13 protein-coding genes are annotated in these 14,900 nt (G+C 71.1%); 10 read left to right on the forward strand and 3 right to left on the reverse strand.

Annotated elements, in window-relative coordinates; genetic code table 11:
• Positions 1-197 precede the first annotated feature (197 nt).
• The 5 genes from OG202_RS27350 to OG202_RS27370 all read left to right on the forward strand — a co-directional run bounded on the left by OG202_RS27350 (position 198) and on the right by OG202_RS27370 (position 4,570).
• Entirely contained in the window at positions 198-545 is a 348-nt protein-coding gene (locus OG202_RS27350) for a YbaB/EbfC family nucleoid-associated protein (RefSeq protein ID WP_326579682.1), read from the forward strand.
• A gap of 144 nt (positions 546-689) precedes the next feature.
• Positions 690-1,289, forward strand: coding sequence for a recombination mediator RecR (gene recR, locus OG202_RS27355; RefSeq protein WP_326579680.1), 600 nt, complete (start codon positions 690-692; stop codon positions 1,287-1,289).
• Complete coding sequence (locus tag OG202_RS27360) at positions 1,282-1,944, forward strand: DUF5063 domain-containing protein (protein ID WP_327728450.1); 663 nt, start codon at positions 1,282-1,284, stop codon at positions 1,942-1,944. Before recR ends, OG202_RS27360 begins: the two co-directional genes overlap by 8 nt.
• Positions 1,945-2,525: 581 nt before the next feature.
• The gene (locus OG202_RS27365) at positions 2,526-3,110 is read left to right on the forward strand and encodes a hypothetical protein (RefSeq protein ID WP_328223753.1); all 585 of its coding nucleotides are present in this window, start codon (positions 2,526-2,528) and stop codon (positions 3,108-3,110) included.
• Positions 3,111-3,634: 524 nt separating this feature from the next.
• Positions 3,635-4,570, forward strand: coding sequence for a M56 family metallopeptidase (locus tag OG202_RS27370; protein WP_328223754.1), 936 nt, complete (start codon positions 3,635-3,637; stop codon positions 4,568-4,570).
• On the opposite strand, the gene OG202_RS27375 is transcribed toward OG202_RS27370, so the two are convergent.
• Positions 4,567-5,409: an alpha/beta fold hydrolase gene (locus OG202_RS27375; RefSeq protein WP_327728447.1), complete on the reverse strand. Its 843-nt coding sequence runs from the start codon at positions 5,407-5,409 to the stop codon at positions 4,567-4,569. The genes OG202_RS27370 and OG202_RS27375 overlap by 4 nt on opposite strands.
• Before the next feature lie 427 nt (positions 5,410-5,836).
• On the opposite strand from OG202_RS27375, the gene OG202_RS27380 reads away from it, so the two are divergent.
• Both OG202_RS27380 and OG202_RS27385 read left to right on the forward strand, forming a co-directional pair.
• Positions 5,837-7,957 (forward strand): tetratricopeptide repeat protein, encoded by a 2,121-nt coding sequence (locus tag OG202_RS27380; RefSeq protein WP_328223755.1) that lies wholly within the window; start codon positions 5,837-5,839, stop codon positions 7,955-7,957.
• 158 nt (positions 7,958-8,115) lie between these two features.
• Positions 8,116-8,616 (forward strand): SgcJ/EcaC family oxidoreductase, encoded by a 501-nt coding sequence (locus OG202_RS27385; RefSeq protein ID WP_328223756.1) that lies wholly within the window; start codon positions 8,116-8,118, stop codon positions 8,614-8,616.
• Between the two features lie 63 nt (positions 8,617-8,679).
• Here the strand turns inward: OG202_RS27385 and OG202_RS27390 are convergent, their stop codons facing one another.
• Together OG202_RS27390 and OG202_RS27395 are read right to left on the reverse strand one after the other, a co-directional pair.
• Positions 8,680-10,050, reverse strand: a complete 1,371-nt coding sequence (locus tag OG202_RS27390; RefSeq protein ID WP_327728444.1) for a HAMP domain-containing sensor histidine kinase — start codon at positions 10,048-10,050, stop codon at positions 8,680-8,682.
• Positions 10,047-10,811, reverse strand: coding sequence for a response regulator transcription factor (locus tag OG202_RS27395; RefSeq protein WP_328223757.1), 765 nt, complete (start codon positions 10,809-10,811; stop codon positions 10,047-10,049). The genes OG202_RS27390 and OG202_RS27395 overlap by 4 nt, the downstream gene beginning before the upstream one ends.
• 342 nt (positions 10,812-11,153) lie before the next feature.
• Here OG202_RS27395 and OG202_RS27400 point away from each other — a divergent pair, with 342 nt between their 5' ends.
• From OG202_RS27400 to OG202_RS27410, 3 genes are all read left to right on the forward strand, one after another.
• Positions 11,154-12,434 carry an aspartate kinase gene (locus OG202_RS27400; RefSeq protein WP_326579663.1) on the forward strand — a complete coding sequence of 427 codons (1,281 nt, stop codon included), beginning with the start codon at positions 11,154-11,156 and terminating at the stop codon, positions 12,432-12,434.
• A gap of 121 nt (positions 12,435-12,555) precedes the next feature.
• Positions 12,556-13,638 (forward strand): aspartate-semialdehyde dehydrogenase, encoded by a 1,083-nt coding sequence (locus OG202_RS27405; protein ID WP_326579661.1) that lies wholly within the window; start codon positions 12,556-12,558, stop codon positions 13,636-13,638.
• Between the two features lie 565 nt (positions 13,639-14,203).
• Entirely contained in the window at positions 14,204-14,881 is a 678-nt protein-coding gene (locus OG202_RS27410; protein WP_383999219.1) for a SigE family RNA polymerase sigma factor, read from the forward strand.
• Positions 14,882-14,900 lie beyond the last annotated feature (19 nt).

Raw genomic sequence — 14,900 nt, forward strand, 5'->3', positions numbered from 1 at the left:
CTACCTCCCAATGGGTGGCGAAGACCCCGTTTTCACCGCTTTTCCCCCTGGAAGAGGACCTTGATCAGGTATACGAATTCCCGCCGGCTCACTCGAAAGAGTGGCGCGGCACAGGCCGTGCCGACCACGTAGGCTCGTGGCGACCGAAAGAACGTCCACGGCGACGTCCGTGAGAGAACTCGTGCGAGGAGCTGAACGTGATCCCCGGTGGTGGCCAGCCCAACATGCAGCAGCTGCTCCAGCAGGCTCAGAAGATGCAGCAGGACCTGGCGAGGGCGCAGGAGGAGCTCGCGCAGACGGAGGTGGACGGTCAGTCGGGCGGCGGCCTGGTGCGGGCCACCGTCACCGGCTCCGGAGAACTGCGCGCCCTGAAGATCGACCCCAAGGCGGTGGACCCGGAGGACACCGAGACGCTCGCCGACCTGGTCGTCGCGGCCGTCCAGGCGGCCAACGAGAACGCCCAGACCCTCCAGCAGCAGAAACTGGGCCCCCTCGCCCAGGGCCTCGGCGGCGGTGGCGCGGGCATCCCCGGCCTGCCCTTCTGAAGCCGCTCGGCAAGCCGTCCGTAACCCCCTCCGGACTCCCGCGCGACCCCCCTCCGAGCCCATCCGTGCCCCGTACCGCCTTCCTCGGAACGGCGGCGGCCGACTACGGTACGTACTGAAAGACACCAGGAAGGACGGCAGTCCGTGTACGAAGGCGTGGTCCAGGACCTCATCGACGAACTGGGGCGGTTGCCCGGCGTCGGTCCCAAGAGCGCGCAGCGGATCGCCTTCCACATCCTGCAGGCGGAGCCGACGGACGTACGGCGGCTCGCGCAGACCCTCCTCGAAGTGAAGGCGAGGGTCCGTTTCTGCGCGACCTGCGGCAATGTCGCGCAGGAGGAGCTGTGCAACATCTGCCGCGACCCGCGCCGCGACCCGACGGTCATCTGTGTCGTCGAGGAGCCGAAGGACGTCGTGGCGATCGAACGCACTCGCGAATTCCGGGGCCGGTACCACGTCCTCGGCGGCGCGATCAGCCCGATCGAGGGCGTCGGCCCGGACGACCTGCGGATACGGGAGCTGCTGACCCGTCTGGCCGACGGGACGGTCACCGAGCTGATCCTGGCCACGGACCCGAATCTCGAAGGCGAGGCCACGGCCACGTACCTCGCCCGCATGATCAAACCCATGGGCCTCAAGGTCACCCGCCTGGCCAGCGGCCTCCCGGTGGGCGGCGACCTGGAATACGCGGACGAGGTGACCCTCGGCCGCGCCTTCGAGGGGAGACGATTGCTCGATGTCTGACGCCACGCTGCACGCGACGGACCTGAACCCGGACGACTTCGCGGTCCAGATCGCGGACCAGATCGAGAGCTTCCTGGTCGCCGTCACCGAGGTGGCCAAGGGCGACGAGCCTGACTCGGCCGTCCCTTTCCTCCTCCTGGAGGTCTCCCAGCTGCTCCTGGCCGGCGGCCGGCTCGGCGCGCACGAGGACATCGTGCCGGACGAGCGCTACGAGCCCGACCCGGGCCCCGAGCCGGACGTCGACGAGCTGCGCGAGCGCCTCGCCGTCATGCTCGACCCGGTCGACGTCTACTCCGAGGTCTTCGACCCCTACGAGCCCCGCAAGGCGCCGGTCCCGGCCCGTATCTCCGACGACCTCGCCGACGTCATCGCCGACCTCCGTCACGGTATGGCCCACTACCGCGCGGGCCGCACCAGCGAGGCCCTCTGGTGGTGGCAGTTCTCCTACTTCTCCAACTGGGGCTCCACGGCCTCGGCGACGCTCAGGGCCCTTCAGTCCCTGGTCGCCCACGTCCGTCTCAACCAGCCCCTCGCCGAGCTGGACGGTCTCGACACCGACCAGGAAATGATGGGCGACGAGACCCTGGAGTTCGAGGCGGGCGCGGTCATGGAGGAGGAGATCGCGGGCCCGCTGGGCCTGCGGAAGGTGAAGTAGCCGCTCACCGTCCGTGCGACGGGGCACGGGCACGCTTCACGCTTCACGCTTCACGGCGAGGTGCGGCTCTCACGGCGGGACACGTCGCGCGGCGGGGGCGGGCACGAGAGCGCGGCGCGTCCAACTCCCGCCGTACGCATGACGGTTTACGCCACGGGCGGTCATCATGTGACGTATGAGTGCCTTGTTCGAGGGTCGCCCCGGCGTGGAAGCCTCCGGCGCGGATGCCATCGCCGCCGGTGGAAACATCGCGCAGGCGTTCACCGGTGCCGGTTCGGTGGGCCTGCACATCAACAGCGTCGGCGTGCTGGCGCCGCACGCGTGCCCTCCGGCCGAGTCGGTCGACTGCCACTCTGGACGACGACCACCCCGTGGTGACCATGCTGACCGCCGGGCTGGATGCCCCGGCCGTCCTGGAGGCGGGCGTGGACGAACGTCCCGAGCCTCTTGACCCGCCTGGGCCTTCCGGGCCTCACGAATCCGCCGGGCCCCCGCCCCCGGGCCGGTAGCGACCGGCCCTGCCGGGTACCGACTTGGACCTTTCCCGCCCATACGTCCCAGGTGCACGCCATAATTCCCCCATGACACTGAAGCCATGGGCATGGGCCGGTCTTGCGATCGCCGGGCTGGGTGTGGTCTCGCTGGTCGGGTTCGCCTTCGTCGACCTGGGATCGGCCGATCAGATCGCGAGCGTGGCGGGAGGGTCCGTCGGTGTCATCGGGTTCATGCTCGCCGCCATCGCGCAGTTCGGCGGCTCGTCGCCGTCGACGCCCCCCGCCCCCACGCCGCCCACGCCGCCCGCGCGGAACGTCGACGCATCCGGCGCCGGGGCGATCGCCGCGGGCGGCAACATCGACAGCGCGTCGACCGGCGGTGCCTCCACCGTGCCCCCGGCCCCAGCCCCGGCCCCGGTTCCCGCTCCGGCCCCCGACCCGGGCGCCCCCGGCAACCGTGTGGCCGCCTCCGGTCAGGGCGCCATCGCGGCCGGTGGCAACATCGCCTCGGCCTCCACCGGGGGCACGGCCCCGCCCGCCGCGCCACCGCAGACCTCGCAGACCGCCCCGTCCGCCGCTCCCGGCCCCGGCCCCGGCACGAACGTGACCGCCTCCGGCCACGGCTCCATCGCGGCGGGCGGTGACATCGGTTCGGCGTCCACGGGCACCTGACGGGCGCGGACACGGGGGCGACGGCGGAGTCGTCGGGCGAGAGACCGATCGCGGCGAGCGGGTCGATCGGCACGGTTCACCGGGGACCACGCGGCTCCGATGTTCGTCGGCCGACATCGGCAAGTCGACCCTGGCCGCTCATGGGGCCTCGGAGCGGGCGCACGCGTACAACCCCGTTCGGTGGATCAGGGCGGAGACCGAGGGGTCTGCTGGAGAGCGGACAGGCCGCCCAGGCTCGGGTACTTCTGGATCGGCGCCGTGAGGAGTGGGAGCGCCTGGTCGAAGACCCCCGCCTACCCCAGCCGGTGCGCAGGTCGCTGAGCGATCCGCTCCGAACACCGGGTCCGTCACCGGGTCCGTCACCGGGTCCGTGACGCTTCGCTCACGGCTTGCTTCCGCCGATGGCATCCGCCGTGTTCCCGGGTAGCGTGTCCTCTCGGCTGCGGAGGCCGTAGCCGCATACGCATACGTACGTCAGCGACCCGCACGCCCTCGCCCCCCCGACAGGAACCGGACCCATTGACGTGACCGTTCTCCTGCTCCTTCTCGCCGCCGTGGCCCTGACCGCCGCAGTGCTGGGCCCCCGCGCCCTGCTGAAGGCGGTGTGGCCCGAGCGGGAACCCGTGGTCGCGCTGTGGGCGTGGCAGTGCCTGGTGGCGGCGGCGCTGCTGAGCTGCCTCGCGGCGCTGCTGCTGGGCGCGGCGGCGGTCTTCGAGACGGTGCGTACGCACGCCTTCGCCCCGGCGCCCCCGGCCGTGACCGCCGCGTACGACCTCACGGCCGCGCCGCCCTGGACGGCCGTACTGACGCTGGCGCTGGCCTGTGGGGCGGCGTGGAGCGGCGCGATGCTCGCCCGGGAGCTGGTCGAGGCCCGGCGTCGCCGTCACGTCCGCCGCGCGCATCTGCGGGAGCGCGCCCCCGACCTCCCGGCGGGCCTGCCGCAGGCGAAGGGCCCGTTGCTGGTCCTGGAGGACGAGTACCCGGACGCGTGGCTGATGCCGGGCTCGCCGCCCCAACTGGTCGTCACCACAGGCGCGTTGGGCAAGCTGAGTGATCGCCAGCTGGACGCCGTGCTCGCCCACGAACTCGGTCACGCCCGCGCCCGTCACGACTGGCTGCTCCACCTCTCCACCGCCCTCGCCACGGGCTTCCCGCGCGTCCCCCTCTTCGCGCACTTCGCCGACCAGACCCACCGGCTGGTCGAACTGGCCGCCGACGACACGGCGTCCCGCCGCTGCGGCCACCTCACCACGGCCCTCGCCCTCATCGAACTCAACCAGCACCGGGGCGTGTTGAGCTGCTCCAACACCCGCCGTCTGCTGGGCGACCGGGTGGAGCGGCTGCTGGAACCGCCGCCGCGCCTGGACCGCGCCCGCCGCGCCGCCACCACGACGGCCGCCGCGCTCCTGGCCCTCCTCCCCCTCCTCATCGCCTTCGCACCGGCTCTGGGGACCCTCTAGTCAGTCTTCGCCCGCAGGAAGTCCAGGAGCAGGGCCGTGAGTTCGGCGGGCGCGTCCTCCTGGACGAGGTGCCCCGCACCGGCGATCGGCTCGAATCGGGCGTCCGGGATGCGTTCGGCGAGCTCCCGCCCCTTGGCCAGCGGAATCCAGCCGTCGTCCTCGCCCCAGCACACCAGCGCCGGGATGCCGATCTCCCCGTACCGGTCCTGGATCTCGTCGGTGTGGGCCTGGTCCGCCTGGGCGATCTGCCGGTAGAAGGCGGGCTGCCCGTGTTCGCCGAGCCACGGCTGTACGAGCCGGTCGAGGACCGCCGGCTGCAGCCCGGGGCTGCTCGCGGAACCCACGTACTCACGCACCAGGGCCCGGTGCAGCGCGGGCGGCAGCTGTTCGAAGACCTCGGCGTGCCGACCGAGCAACCGGAAGGACGGGGACCCCCACGGAGCCAGCGCCACCGGGTCGACGAGGGCGAGCGCGCGGTACCGGGCCCCGTGCAGCAGATGCGCCCGCAGCGACACGGCCCCGCCGAAGTCATGGGCCACCACCAGGGGTTCCTCCAGAGCCCAGTGCTTCAGCAGCTCGGCGAAGACCCGGCCCTGGGCGGCCAGGGAGACGTCCTGACCGGTGTGCATGTCCGACTCGCCGTAGCCGGGCATGTCCCACACGAAGACCTGGTACCGGCCGGTGCCGACCAGTGCGCTGGCGACGCCCCGCCAGACGTACGACGAGAAGGGCGTGCCGTGGAGGAGGACGACCGGATCCAGTCCGGGATCCCCGAGGCTGCCCCACCGCACGTCCCCCGACGCACTGGGGAAGGTCTCGGTCAGTCGCACTTCACTCACGGTGGGGTTCCTCTCGGTCGGCTTGAGCCGTGCGCACGGCGGTCAGCAGCAACTCAGGGGCCAGGTACGGAGTTTGCGGGGTCGGTTCGGAGTTCCGGTGCGGTGGAATGGTGTCGCCGTCGAGGGTCGGGGTGCCGACGTGGGTCACCGTCCACATGCCCCTCGCGGCCGACCCGAACCGCCGCACACCCGGCGAGGGGCGGGCCAGGCTCGATGGTGACCGAGGTGATGCACGCCGGGGTGTATCGGCTCCGGCGCGCCGTGGATGTCGCGCGGAATGTGAAGCGGACGGGCCGATGCCGGGGTACGTGCCGGAGTACGTGGACCGAGCCGCCTCGTCCCGTCCGGGCGTCCCGGCACCTCCACTCGCCGCGCCACAGCCGTCATGATGTGACCCACGGGTCGCGCGCGCGGACGGGGGCGAACGGTGAGTGGTGGATCGGCGGGGGAGGCGTCCGGCGGGCGTTCGGTCGAGGCCTCGGGGGAGCGGGCCGTCGCGGCCGGGCGGGACATCCGGCAGGTGGCCACCGGGGACTTCGTCACGCAGGTCGAGCGGGCGAACGTACTGCCCGCCGAGGCGCTCGCACCCGGAGCGGTGACCGGGCCGGTGCGGTATCTGCCCCGGCGGACCGTGCAGTTCGTCGGGCGGGAACGTGAACTCGCCCTGCTGGAAGAGGCGTTCGAGGCGCCCGGCGGGGTCGTGGTGCACGCCGTGCACGGGCTCGGTGGCGTCGGAAAGTCCACCCTGGCGGTGGAGTGGGCCGCAGGTCGGGGCGTCGACGTCAACCCCGTCTGGTGGATCGCCGCCGAGTCCCCGGCCCAGCTGGACGCGGGCCTCGCCGACCTCGGCCGGGCCCTGACGCCCGCGCTGGCCGGCACGCTCCCGGAGGCCGCCCTCCGGGAACGTACGCTCCAGTGGCTGTCCGCCCATGGCGGCTGGCTCCTCGTCCTCGACAACGTCGACGACCCCGCCGACATCGAGCCGCTGCTCGCGCGGGCGGCGAACGGCCGGTTCCTCGTCACCACCCGCCGGGGAGCGACAAGTTGGCGCGGGATCGGGCGGACGCTGGACCTGGATGTTCTGCGACTCGACGAGGCCGTGGAGCTGTTCACCCGCATCCACGCCGGACCGGCCGACGGGGTCGAGGAGTTGTGCGCCGAACTGGGCTGTCTGCCGCTGGCGATCGACCAGGCCGCCGCGTACTGCCGCGAGGCGGGGATCACGCCCCGGACGTACCTGGGTCTCCTCGCCCGGCGCCCGGCGACCCTGTACGCCACCGGCCCGGAGGGCGGTGACGCGCAGCGGACCCTCGCACGGGTCTGGCGGGTGACCCTCGACCGGCTCGCGGACACGCCGAGGGTGGCGATGCTGCTGCAGATCCTCTCCTGGTGGGGTTCGGAAGGGATCCCCCGCGAGTACGTCGAGCTGCCCGGCGACCCGCTGGACGCCACCGAGGCGATCCGGCGGCTGGCCGCACACAGCATGATCACCCTGGGGGACGGGACGATCTCGGTGCACCGACTGGTGCAGGCGGTGACCCGCACGACGGATCCCGGGGATCCGCACCGGGTGGAGGCCCAGACCGCCGGGGGGCGCCGGGTCGCCGTCCAACTGCTGAACCTGGCCGCGTCCCGGTGGGATCAGGCAGTCGACGAGCGCGACATGAGGGGCCTGCTCGGACCCGGGAGACGGGTCTGGGCGACGCATGTGGAGGCTTTGGCCGCGCGGTATCCGGCGGAGCGGGACACGGCGGACACCGCGATGCTCTTCGCCAGAGCCGGCATGCTGCTCGCGCTGAGCGAACCCGGTCCGCGCGCCGTGGCGCTGTGCGAGCGGGCGCTCGGCGCCGCGCTGCACGCCAACGGACCGGACGACGAAGAGACCAGGATCGCGCGGGAGGCCCTGGCCGAGGTCTGCTTGATGACCGGGAACGTCGACCGGGCCCTGGAACTGAGGATCCGGACGTTGGCCGACTGCGAGCGTCTCTTCGGCCCCGACCACCAGGACACGGTCGGAGCGCGGAGCAATCTGGCCGGCACGCTGGCGGAGGCGGACGAACAGACGCGCGCTCTCGGGGCGACCTTCGCGCACGCCCGGGAGGCGGAGCGTGCCCTGGGCGAGGACCGATCGCGTGCGGATGACGCGCGCGGGGTGCCCCGCGCGACGCCGACGACCAACTCCTCCGCCGACGGGGCAGGACACGCGGTCTGGTCCCTCAGCGGGTCCCCGGACCACGATCCGGAAGACCCCGTGCAGGTGCTGGCTCTGGCCCGCACCGCAGCCGAGGAAGGTGACTCCCAGCGGGCCGTCGCCCTGGCCGAAGCCGCCGTCGCGCTGTCCCGCCGTCAGCTGGGCGTCACCTCGCCCGTGACCCTCCTCGTCCGCGCCTACCAGGTCGTGCTGCTGCGCGGGGCCGGGGAGGACGAACGCGCCGAGGAACTGGCGGCCGGCGTGAGCGACGACGCCCTGCGTTCGCTCGGCAACTCGAAACTCGGCAGGAACGTGCGTCGGCTCGTTGCCGGGCCCCCTCCGGACGAAGCGCCCTGACCCCGCCCCGCCCACCCTCCGGGACACCTTGTACGAACCTTGCCCCGGGCCTGTACGTCCACTGCACGGCCCCTAACCGGCGTCACGCGAATCTTGAGTCACTTCCACCGCACAGGAAGCGGAGGCAGTAACACCCCAACCTCGCACGGGAGATCGCGATGACCCGCAAGAACCGCATACGCGCCGCCATCGTCACAGCCGCCGCCGTCGTCACCGCGGCCACCATCACCGCCGGAGTCGGCACGGCCGGTGCCGAGGCCACGCCGAAGAAGCCCTCCAAGAAGGAGATCGCGGCGCTCTTCGACGGCTGGAACAAGTCGCTGCGGACCGGCGACGCGAAGAAGGTGGCGGACCGGTACGCGAAGGACGCGGTGCTCCTGCCGACCGTCTCCAACAAGGTCCGCACCAACCGTGCCGGCATCGTCGACTACTTCAACCACTTCCTGGAGAACAAGCCCCAGGGCAAGAAGATCCAGACGATCATCAACGTGCTCGACAGCAACTCCGCGATCGACACCGGTACGTACGCTTTCACGCTCACCGACCCGAAGACCGGCAAGAAGCGTGTCGTCGAGGCCCGCTACACGTACGAGTACGAGAAGCGGAACGGCGTGTGGAAGATCGTGAACCACCACTCGTCGGCGATGCCCGAGGGCTGAGCGGCAGCCCCCGCCGGCCACAGCCGGGGCTGAGCCGACCACCCCCCGGCTCAGCCCTCCCGCTCAGCCACCCCCGGGCCGCGCCGCACGCAGCGTGAGCGCGACGCGCAGCCCGCCCCCGGGCGCGTCCTTGAGGGCCACGGTTCCGCCGTCGTCGGTGACGAGTTGCTTGACGACGGCGAGGCCGAGGCCCGAACCGGACCTCCCGGTGAGGCCCTGACCGCGCCAGAAGCGGTCGAAGGCGCGGGACTTCTCGGCGTCCGACATACCGGGCCCCTCGTCCAGCACCGACAGCACCACCTCATCGCCCCGCGGCTCCACCAGGACCGTGATGGCCGCACCGTCCGGTGAGACCTCCAGGGCGTTGGACAGCACGTTGTCCAGGACCTGGTCCAGATGACCGGGACTGGCCAGCACAAGCGGCCGGCCGTCGGCACTCCCCCTGAGCGTGATGGTGACTCCACGCTCGTCGGCGGCCGGTCTCCACACGTCGAGGCGTTCCTGGATGACGTCGCGCAGGGACAGCGGTTCCGCCGCCGTCACCTTCGCCTCGGCCCGCGCCAGCACCAGCAGGCCGTTGACCAAGCGGCTCATCCGGACCACCTCGGCGGTGGCCTGCTCCACGTCCTCCCGTACGAACTCGTCGTCCGTGCCGTCCGCGATGTTGTCCAGGGACAGCCGCAACGCCGTCAGGGGGGTACGCAGTTGGTGCGAGGCGTCCGCGACGAAGATGCGCTGCGACGCGATCAGCGTGTCCAGGCGTTCGCCCGCCTGGTTCAGCGTGCGCGCCAGGGTCTGCGTCTCCTGGGGGCCCGTCACGGGGGAGCGTGCCGTCAGGTCGCCGTCGCTGAGCTTGCTCGCCATCTCGTTGAGCTGCAGGAGGGGGCGGGTCAGCCGGCGGGCCACGAAGACACCGATGACCGCCGCCGCCACGAGGACCAGCACGGCCAGCCCCGCCCGGAAGCCCCAGATCTGCCACAGACGGGACGTGAGGTGGTCGGTGGAGAAGACGACGCGTACGGCGCCGACCACATCGCCCGTCGTCGCGTCGCGGGCGGGAACGGTGACCACCAGGTGCTTGCCCCAGATGAAGTCCGAACCCCAGTCCTCCGTCCTCTCGCCGTCCCGCAGCGCCTCGGTCAGCGCCCTGTCGCGGGCGGGTGCGGTCAGGTCCTTCGGCGTACACCCGTTGGTAGTGGCCACCTGGACCCTGACCTCGGCGGGTTCGTACGCCTTGGCCAGCCGTTTCAACGCCTCGCAGGAGGCGTCGTCGCCGTTGCCCAGCAGACGGGCCATGGTCTCGGCCTCGCGCCCGACGGAACTGACGGTGTCGCCCCGCAACTGCGAGGTGAGCGTGAACGCCACCGGGACGGTGAACAGCGCGATCGCGACGGCGACGAGAACGACGTAACTGCGAAGCAGCTGACGGATCATGAGGCGCCTGAGCCCTCAGCGCCCTTGACGGCAGCGTCCTCGACGGCAGCGCCCTTGACGTCAGCGTCCTTGACGTCCTTGACGGTCTCGCCCTCGTTCACGATCAGCCGGAACCCCACACCCCGCACCGCCTCGATCGTGATCGCCCCCGCCAGCTTCCGCCGCAGCGCCGCCACGTGGACGTCCAGCGTCTTCGTCGGCCCGAACCAGTTCGCGTCCCAGACCGCCTCCATGATCTGCTCGCGCGACATCAGCGCCCCCGGCTCCTCGGTGAGGAAGGCGAGGAGGTCGTACTCCTTGGGGGCGAGCCCCACCTCCGTACCGTCGAGGTGGACGCGCGCGGCCTTGCGGTCGACGGTGAGACGAGTGCCGTAGCGGTCGGGCCCGGAGGGCGCGTCCGCGGCGCGCGGCTGCACGCGGCGCATCACCGCCCTTATGCGGGCGATCACCTCGCGTACGCCGAACGGCTTGGAGACGTAGTCGTCGGCGCCGAGCTCCAGGCCGACCACGCGGTCCGTCTCGTCGCTGCGGGCGCTGATCACGATGATCGGCACCTGGCTGCGGTCCCGCAGGGCCTTGCAGACGTCGAGGCCGTCGGTGTCGGGCAGGCCGAGGTCGAGGAGGACGACGTCGTACGGGCCGTCGTACGACAGCGCCGCCCCGCCCGTGTTGACCCACTCCACCGCGAAGCCGTACCGCAGGAGCCCACGCCGCAGCGACTCGGCGACCGGCTCGTCGTCTTCCACCAGAAGTACGCGCACGGCCATGACCTTAGTGCTTGAAAGTTGGGGTTCCGCCGTCGCAGGGGGCTCTCGGTGTGACTCCAGGCACTTTTCCCCGTCCGCGCCGACTGTTCGGCGACGACCTGGGCAGAGACGTTCCCGGAGCGGTCGGAGGTCCGGACGAGAAGCCGGGTGAAACCGGTGGAAGGTCCGGAGAAAACCCAGGTGATCAAAGGGTGAGCGGGACATCTCACCATGCGATACCAGGGAAGGGATATTCGGCCGCTCGATAGACTGAGCCGACCGCCGCAGCACGTGTCCATACGAATGAGTACGTGTGTATGTGCGGATATAGGGACCGAAACGGAGCGAGGAGCGCACGTGGGCCTTGTCGTGCAGAAGTACGGAGGCTCCTCCGTAGCCGATGCCGAGGGCATCAAGCGCGTCGCCAAGCGGATCGTGGAAGCGAAGAAGAACGGCCACCAGGTGGTCGTCGTCGTTTCCGCGATGGGCGACACGACGGACGAGCTGATCGATCTCGCCGAGCAGGTGTCACCGATGCCTGCCGGGCGTGAGTTCGACATGCTGCTGACCGCCGGAGAGCGTATCTCCATGGCACTGCTGGCCATGGCGATCAAAAACCTGGGTCACGAGGCCCAGTCGTTCACCGGCAGCCAGGCAGGCGTCATCACCGACTCGGTCCACAACAAAGCCCGGATCATCGACGTCACGCCCGGCCGGATCCGTACGGCGCTGGACGAGGGCAACATCGCCATCGTCGCCGGATTCCAGGGCGTCAGCGCGGACAAGAAGGACATCACCACCCTCGGCCGCGGCGGGTCGGACACGACCGCCGTCGCGCTGGCCGCCGCGCTGGACGCGGAGGTCTGTGAGATCTACACCGACGTCGACGGCGTCTTCACCGCCGACCCGCGGGTCGTGAAGAAGGCGAAGAAGATCGACTGGATCTCCTCCGAGGACATGCTCGAACTGGCCGCGTCCGGTTCGAAGGTGCTGCTCCACCGCTGCGTCGAGTACGCCCGCCGCTACAACATCCCGATCCACGTCCGCTCGTCCTTCTCCGGACTGCCGGGCACCTGGGTCAGCAACGAGAAGCCAGAGTCGCAAGGGGACCACAAGGTGGAGCACGCCATCATCTCCGGAGTCGCCCACGACGTCTCCGAGGCCAAGGTCACGGTCGTCGGCGTCCCGGACAAGCCGGGCGAGGCCGCCGCGATCTTCCGCGCCATCGCGGACGCCGAGGTCAACATCGACATGGTGGTCCAGAACGTCTCCGCCGTGACGACCGGTCTGACGGACATCTCCTTCACCCTCCCCAAGACCGAGGGCCGCAAGGCCATCGACGCCCTGGAGAAGAACAAGGCGGGCATCGGCTTCGACTCGCTGCGCTACGACGACCAGATCGGCAAGATCTCCCTGGTCGGCGCGGGGATGAAGACCAACCCGGGCGTCACCGCCTCCTTCTTCGAGGCGCTCAGCGACGCGGGCGTGAACATCGAGCTCATCTCGACCTCCGAGATCCGCATCTCGGTCGTCACCCGCGCCGACGACGTCCCCGAGGCCGTGCGCGCCGTGCACACCGCCTTCGGACTCGACTCCGACAGCGACGAGGCCGTCGTCTACGGGGGTACCGGACGATGACGGTCCGCTCGTATGCCTCGTATGCCTCGTATGCCTCGTATGCCTCGTATGCCTCGTACGCCTCGTACGCCTCGTACGCCTCGTACGGTGCACGCTGCTGGTGCGACGGCGGCTTCGGTCGTTGAGGGCCGTCGATGCCGGGCGCACCGGCAGGCCGACGCTCGCGGTCGTGGGCGCGACCGGTGCCGTCGGCACGGTCATGCTCCAGATCCTGTCCCACCGGGCCGACATCTGGGGCGAGATCCGTCTGATCGCCTCCCCGCGCTCGGCCGGCCGCAAGCTGGCCGTGCGCGGGGAGCAGGTCGAGGTGACGGGTCTGACCGAGGGCGCCGAGGACGTCTTCGACGGGGTCGACGTCGCCCTGTTCGACGTACCGGACGAGGTGGCGGCGCACTGGGCGCCGATCGCCGCCTCCAAGGGCGCGGTCGTGGTGGACAACTCGGGCGCCTTCCGAATGGACCCGGAGGTGCCCCTCGTCGTCCCCGAGGTCAATGCGCACGCCGCCCGGGTCCGGCCGCGCGGGATCATCGCCAACCCCAACTGCACGACCCTCTCCATGATCGTGGCGCTCGGCGCGCTGCACGCCGAGTTCGGGCTGCGCGAGCTGGTGGCCTCCTCGTACCAGGCGGTCAGCGGCGCGGGCCGGGCCGGCGTGGAGACCCTGCGGCAGCAGATCGCCCTGGTCGCCGGTACGGAACTGGGGACCAGGCCCGGTGACGTACGGCGGGCCGTGGGCGACAACACCGGGCCGTTCCCCGAGCCGGTGGCGCTGAACGTGGTGCCGTGGGCCGGGTCGCTCCGCGCGGACGGCTGGTCGTCGGAGGAGATGAAGGTGCGGGACGAGACCCGCAAGATCCTCGGACTGCCGAAGCTGCCCGTCGCCGTGACCTGCGTACGGGTGCCGGTCGTCACCGCGCACTCCCTCACCCTGCACGCCCGCTTCGAGAGCGAGGTCACGGTCGCCAAGGCGCGTGAGATCCTCGCCACCGCCCCCGGGGTCGTCCTCTTCGACGAACCGGGCGCGGGGGAGTTCCCCACCCCCGCGGATGTGGTCGGCACCGACCCGACCTGGGTCGGACGCGTACGCCGGGCCCTCGACGACCCGACCGCCCTCGAACTCTTCGTCTGCGGCGACAACCTGCGCAAGGGCTCCGCCCTGAACACGGCCCAGATCGCGGAACTGGTGGCGGCGGAGCGGGCGTAGTGCCTGCCGCCGCTGCCCGGGGCGTCCTGTTCGTTGCCTGAGGGTGCACTGTCCGTTGCCTCTGAGTGCACTGTCCGTCGTTTCGGCTGCGGGCCGCCCGGAGCCGTGCGTAGATCGACTGTCGCCGCGCGTAGACGCGGCGACAGTGGCGTGGGCCGTTGTCGGTAGTGGCGTGTAAGTTCTTCGAGTCGACGGTTCGGCGGGCGGAGAATTTCCGGCCGTGCCGTCGCGGAGTTTTCCCGGGTTGATTCAGGCCTCCCGGGGATCGAGGATTTTTCTCCCCGTCCGCCGCAACCGCGCGGCGGACGGGGAGCGTCTTTAACGGGCGCCCTTCGGCGGGGCTGGGCGCCAACACTTGGGGCATAGGGGAAGAGCTGGTACGCATGAGGGCGTTCGACGCGCTGTCCGGTGTTCGGTGGGTCGTACCGACGGTCGCGCGCAGCGTGCCGACCGTCGCGGCTGCCGTACCGATCAGCGCACATGCCGTACGGACACGTGTGCGGTCTGACGCAAAAGAGATGCCTGTCGCGTACAACCCCGACGGGGGGTCGCGGGTCCAACAGGCGTGGCAGAGGTACTCGATTTCACCGCGGTACAGACGAGGGGCACCGCCCTTCGTCCACCCCGCCGTCCCCGCTTGCCCGGTTCGGCCGGCGGCATGCCGGTGATCGCGCCGATGCCCGCGGCGCGGCCGACCCGCATACCCAATCAGCGCGACGGCGCGGACGACACGTCGACGGTGCCGGCCTCCGGTACGACGGTCGACCATCTCACCGAGACCTATCGCGCTCACTACCGCTCGCTTCTCGGCCTCGCGGCGCTCCTCCTCGACGACACCGCCTCCTGCGAGGACGTCGTCCAGGAGGCGTTCATCCGCGTGCACTCGGCGCGCAAGCGCGTCCGTGACCCGGAGAAGACGCTCGCCTATCTCCGCCAGACGGTCGTGAACCTCTCGCGCTCCGCACTGCGCCGCCGCATTCTCGGTCTGAAGCTGCTGTCGAAGCCGATGCCCGACATGGCGAGCGCGGAGGAGGGCGCGTACGACCTGCTGGAGCGCGACTCCCTCATCAAGGCGATGAAGGGGCTCCAGCGTCGGCAGCGCGAGGTCCTCGTGCTGCGCTACTTCGCCGACATGACCGAGGCCCAGGTCGCCGAGACCCTCGGCATATCGCTGGGTTCGGTCAAGGCGTACGGCTCCCGGGGCATCGCGGCACTGCGCGTCGCCATGGAGGCGCCGGCATGAGCACGCACGGCAAGGACGA

This window comes from Streptomyces sp. NBC_00310, from assembly GCF_036208085.1.
In the GTDB taxonomy this organism is placed as follows: domain Bacteria; phylum Actinomycetota; class Actinomycetes; order Streptomycetales; family Streptomycetaceae; genus Streptomyces.

Excerpts from the sequence above, each read along its gene's own strand:
- OG202_RS27385 (WP_328223756.1), top strand. The coding sequence starts at position 8,116 with ATGACCCGCAAGAACCGCATACGCGCCGCCATCGTCACAGCCGCCGCC.
- OG202_RS27360 (WP_327728450.1), top strand. The coding sequence starts at position 1,282 with ATGTCTGACGCCACGCTGCACGCGACGGACCTGAACCCGGACGACTTC.
- OG202_RS27365 (WP_328223753.1), top strand. The coding sequence starts at position 2,526 with ATGACACTGAAGCCATGGGCATGGGCCGGTCTTGCGATCGCCGGGCTG.
- OG202_RS27390 (WP_327728444.1), bottom strand. The coding sequence starts at position 10,050 with ATGATCCGTCAGCTGCTTCGCAGTTACGTCGTTCTCGTCGCCGTCGCG.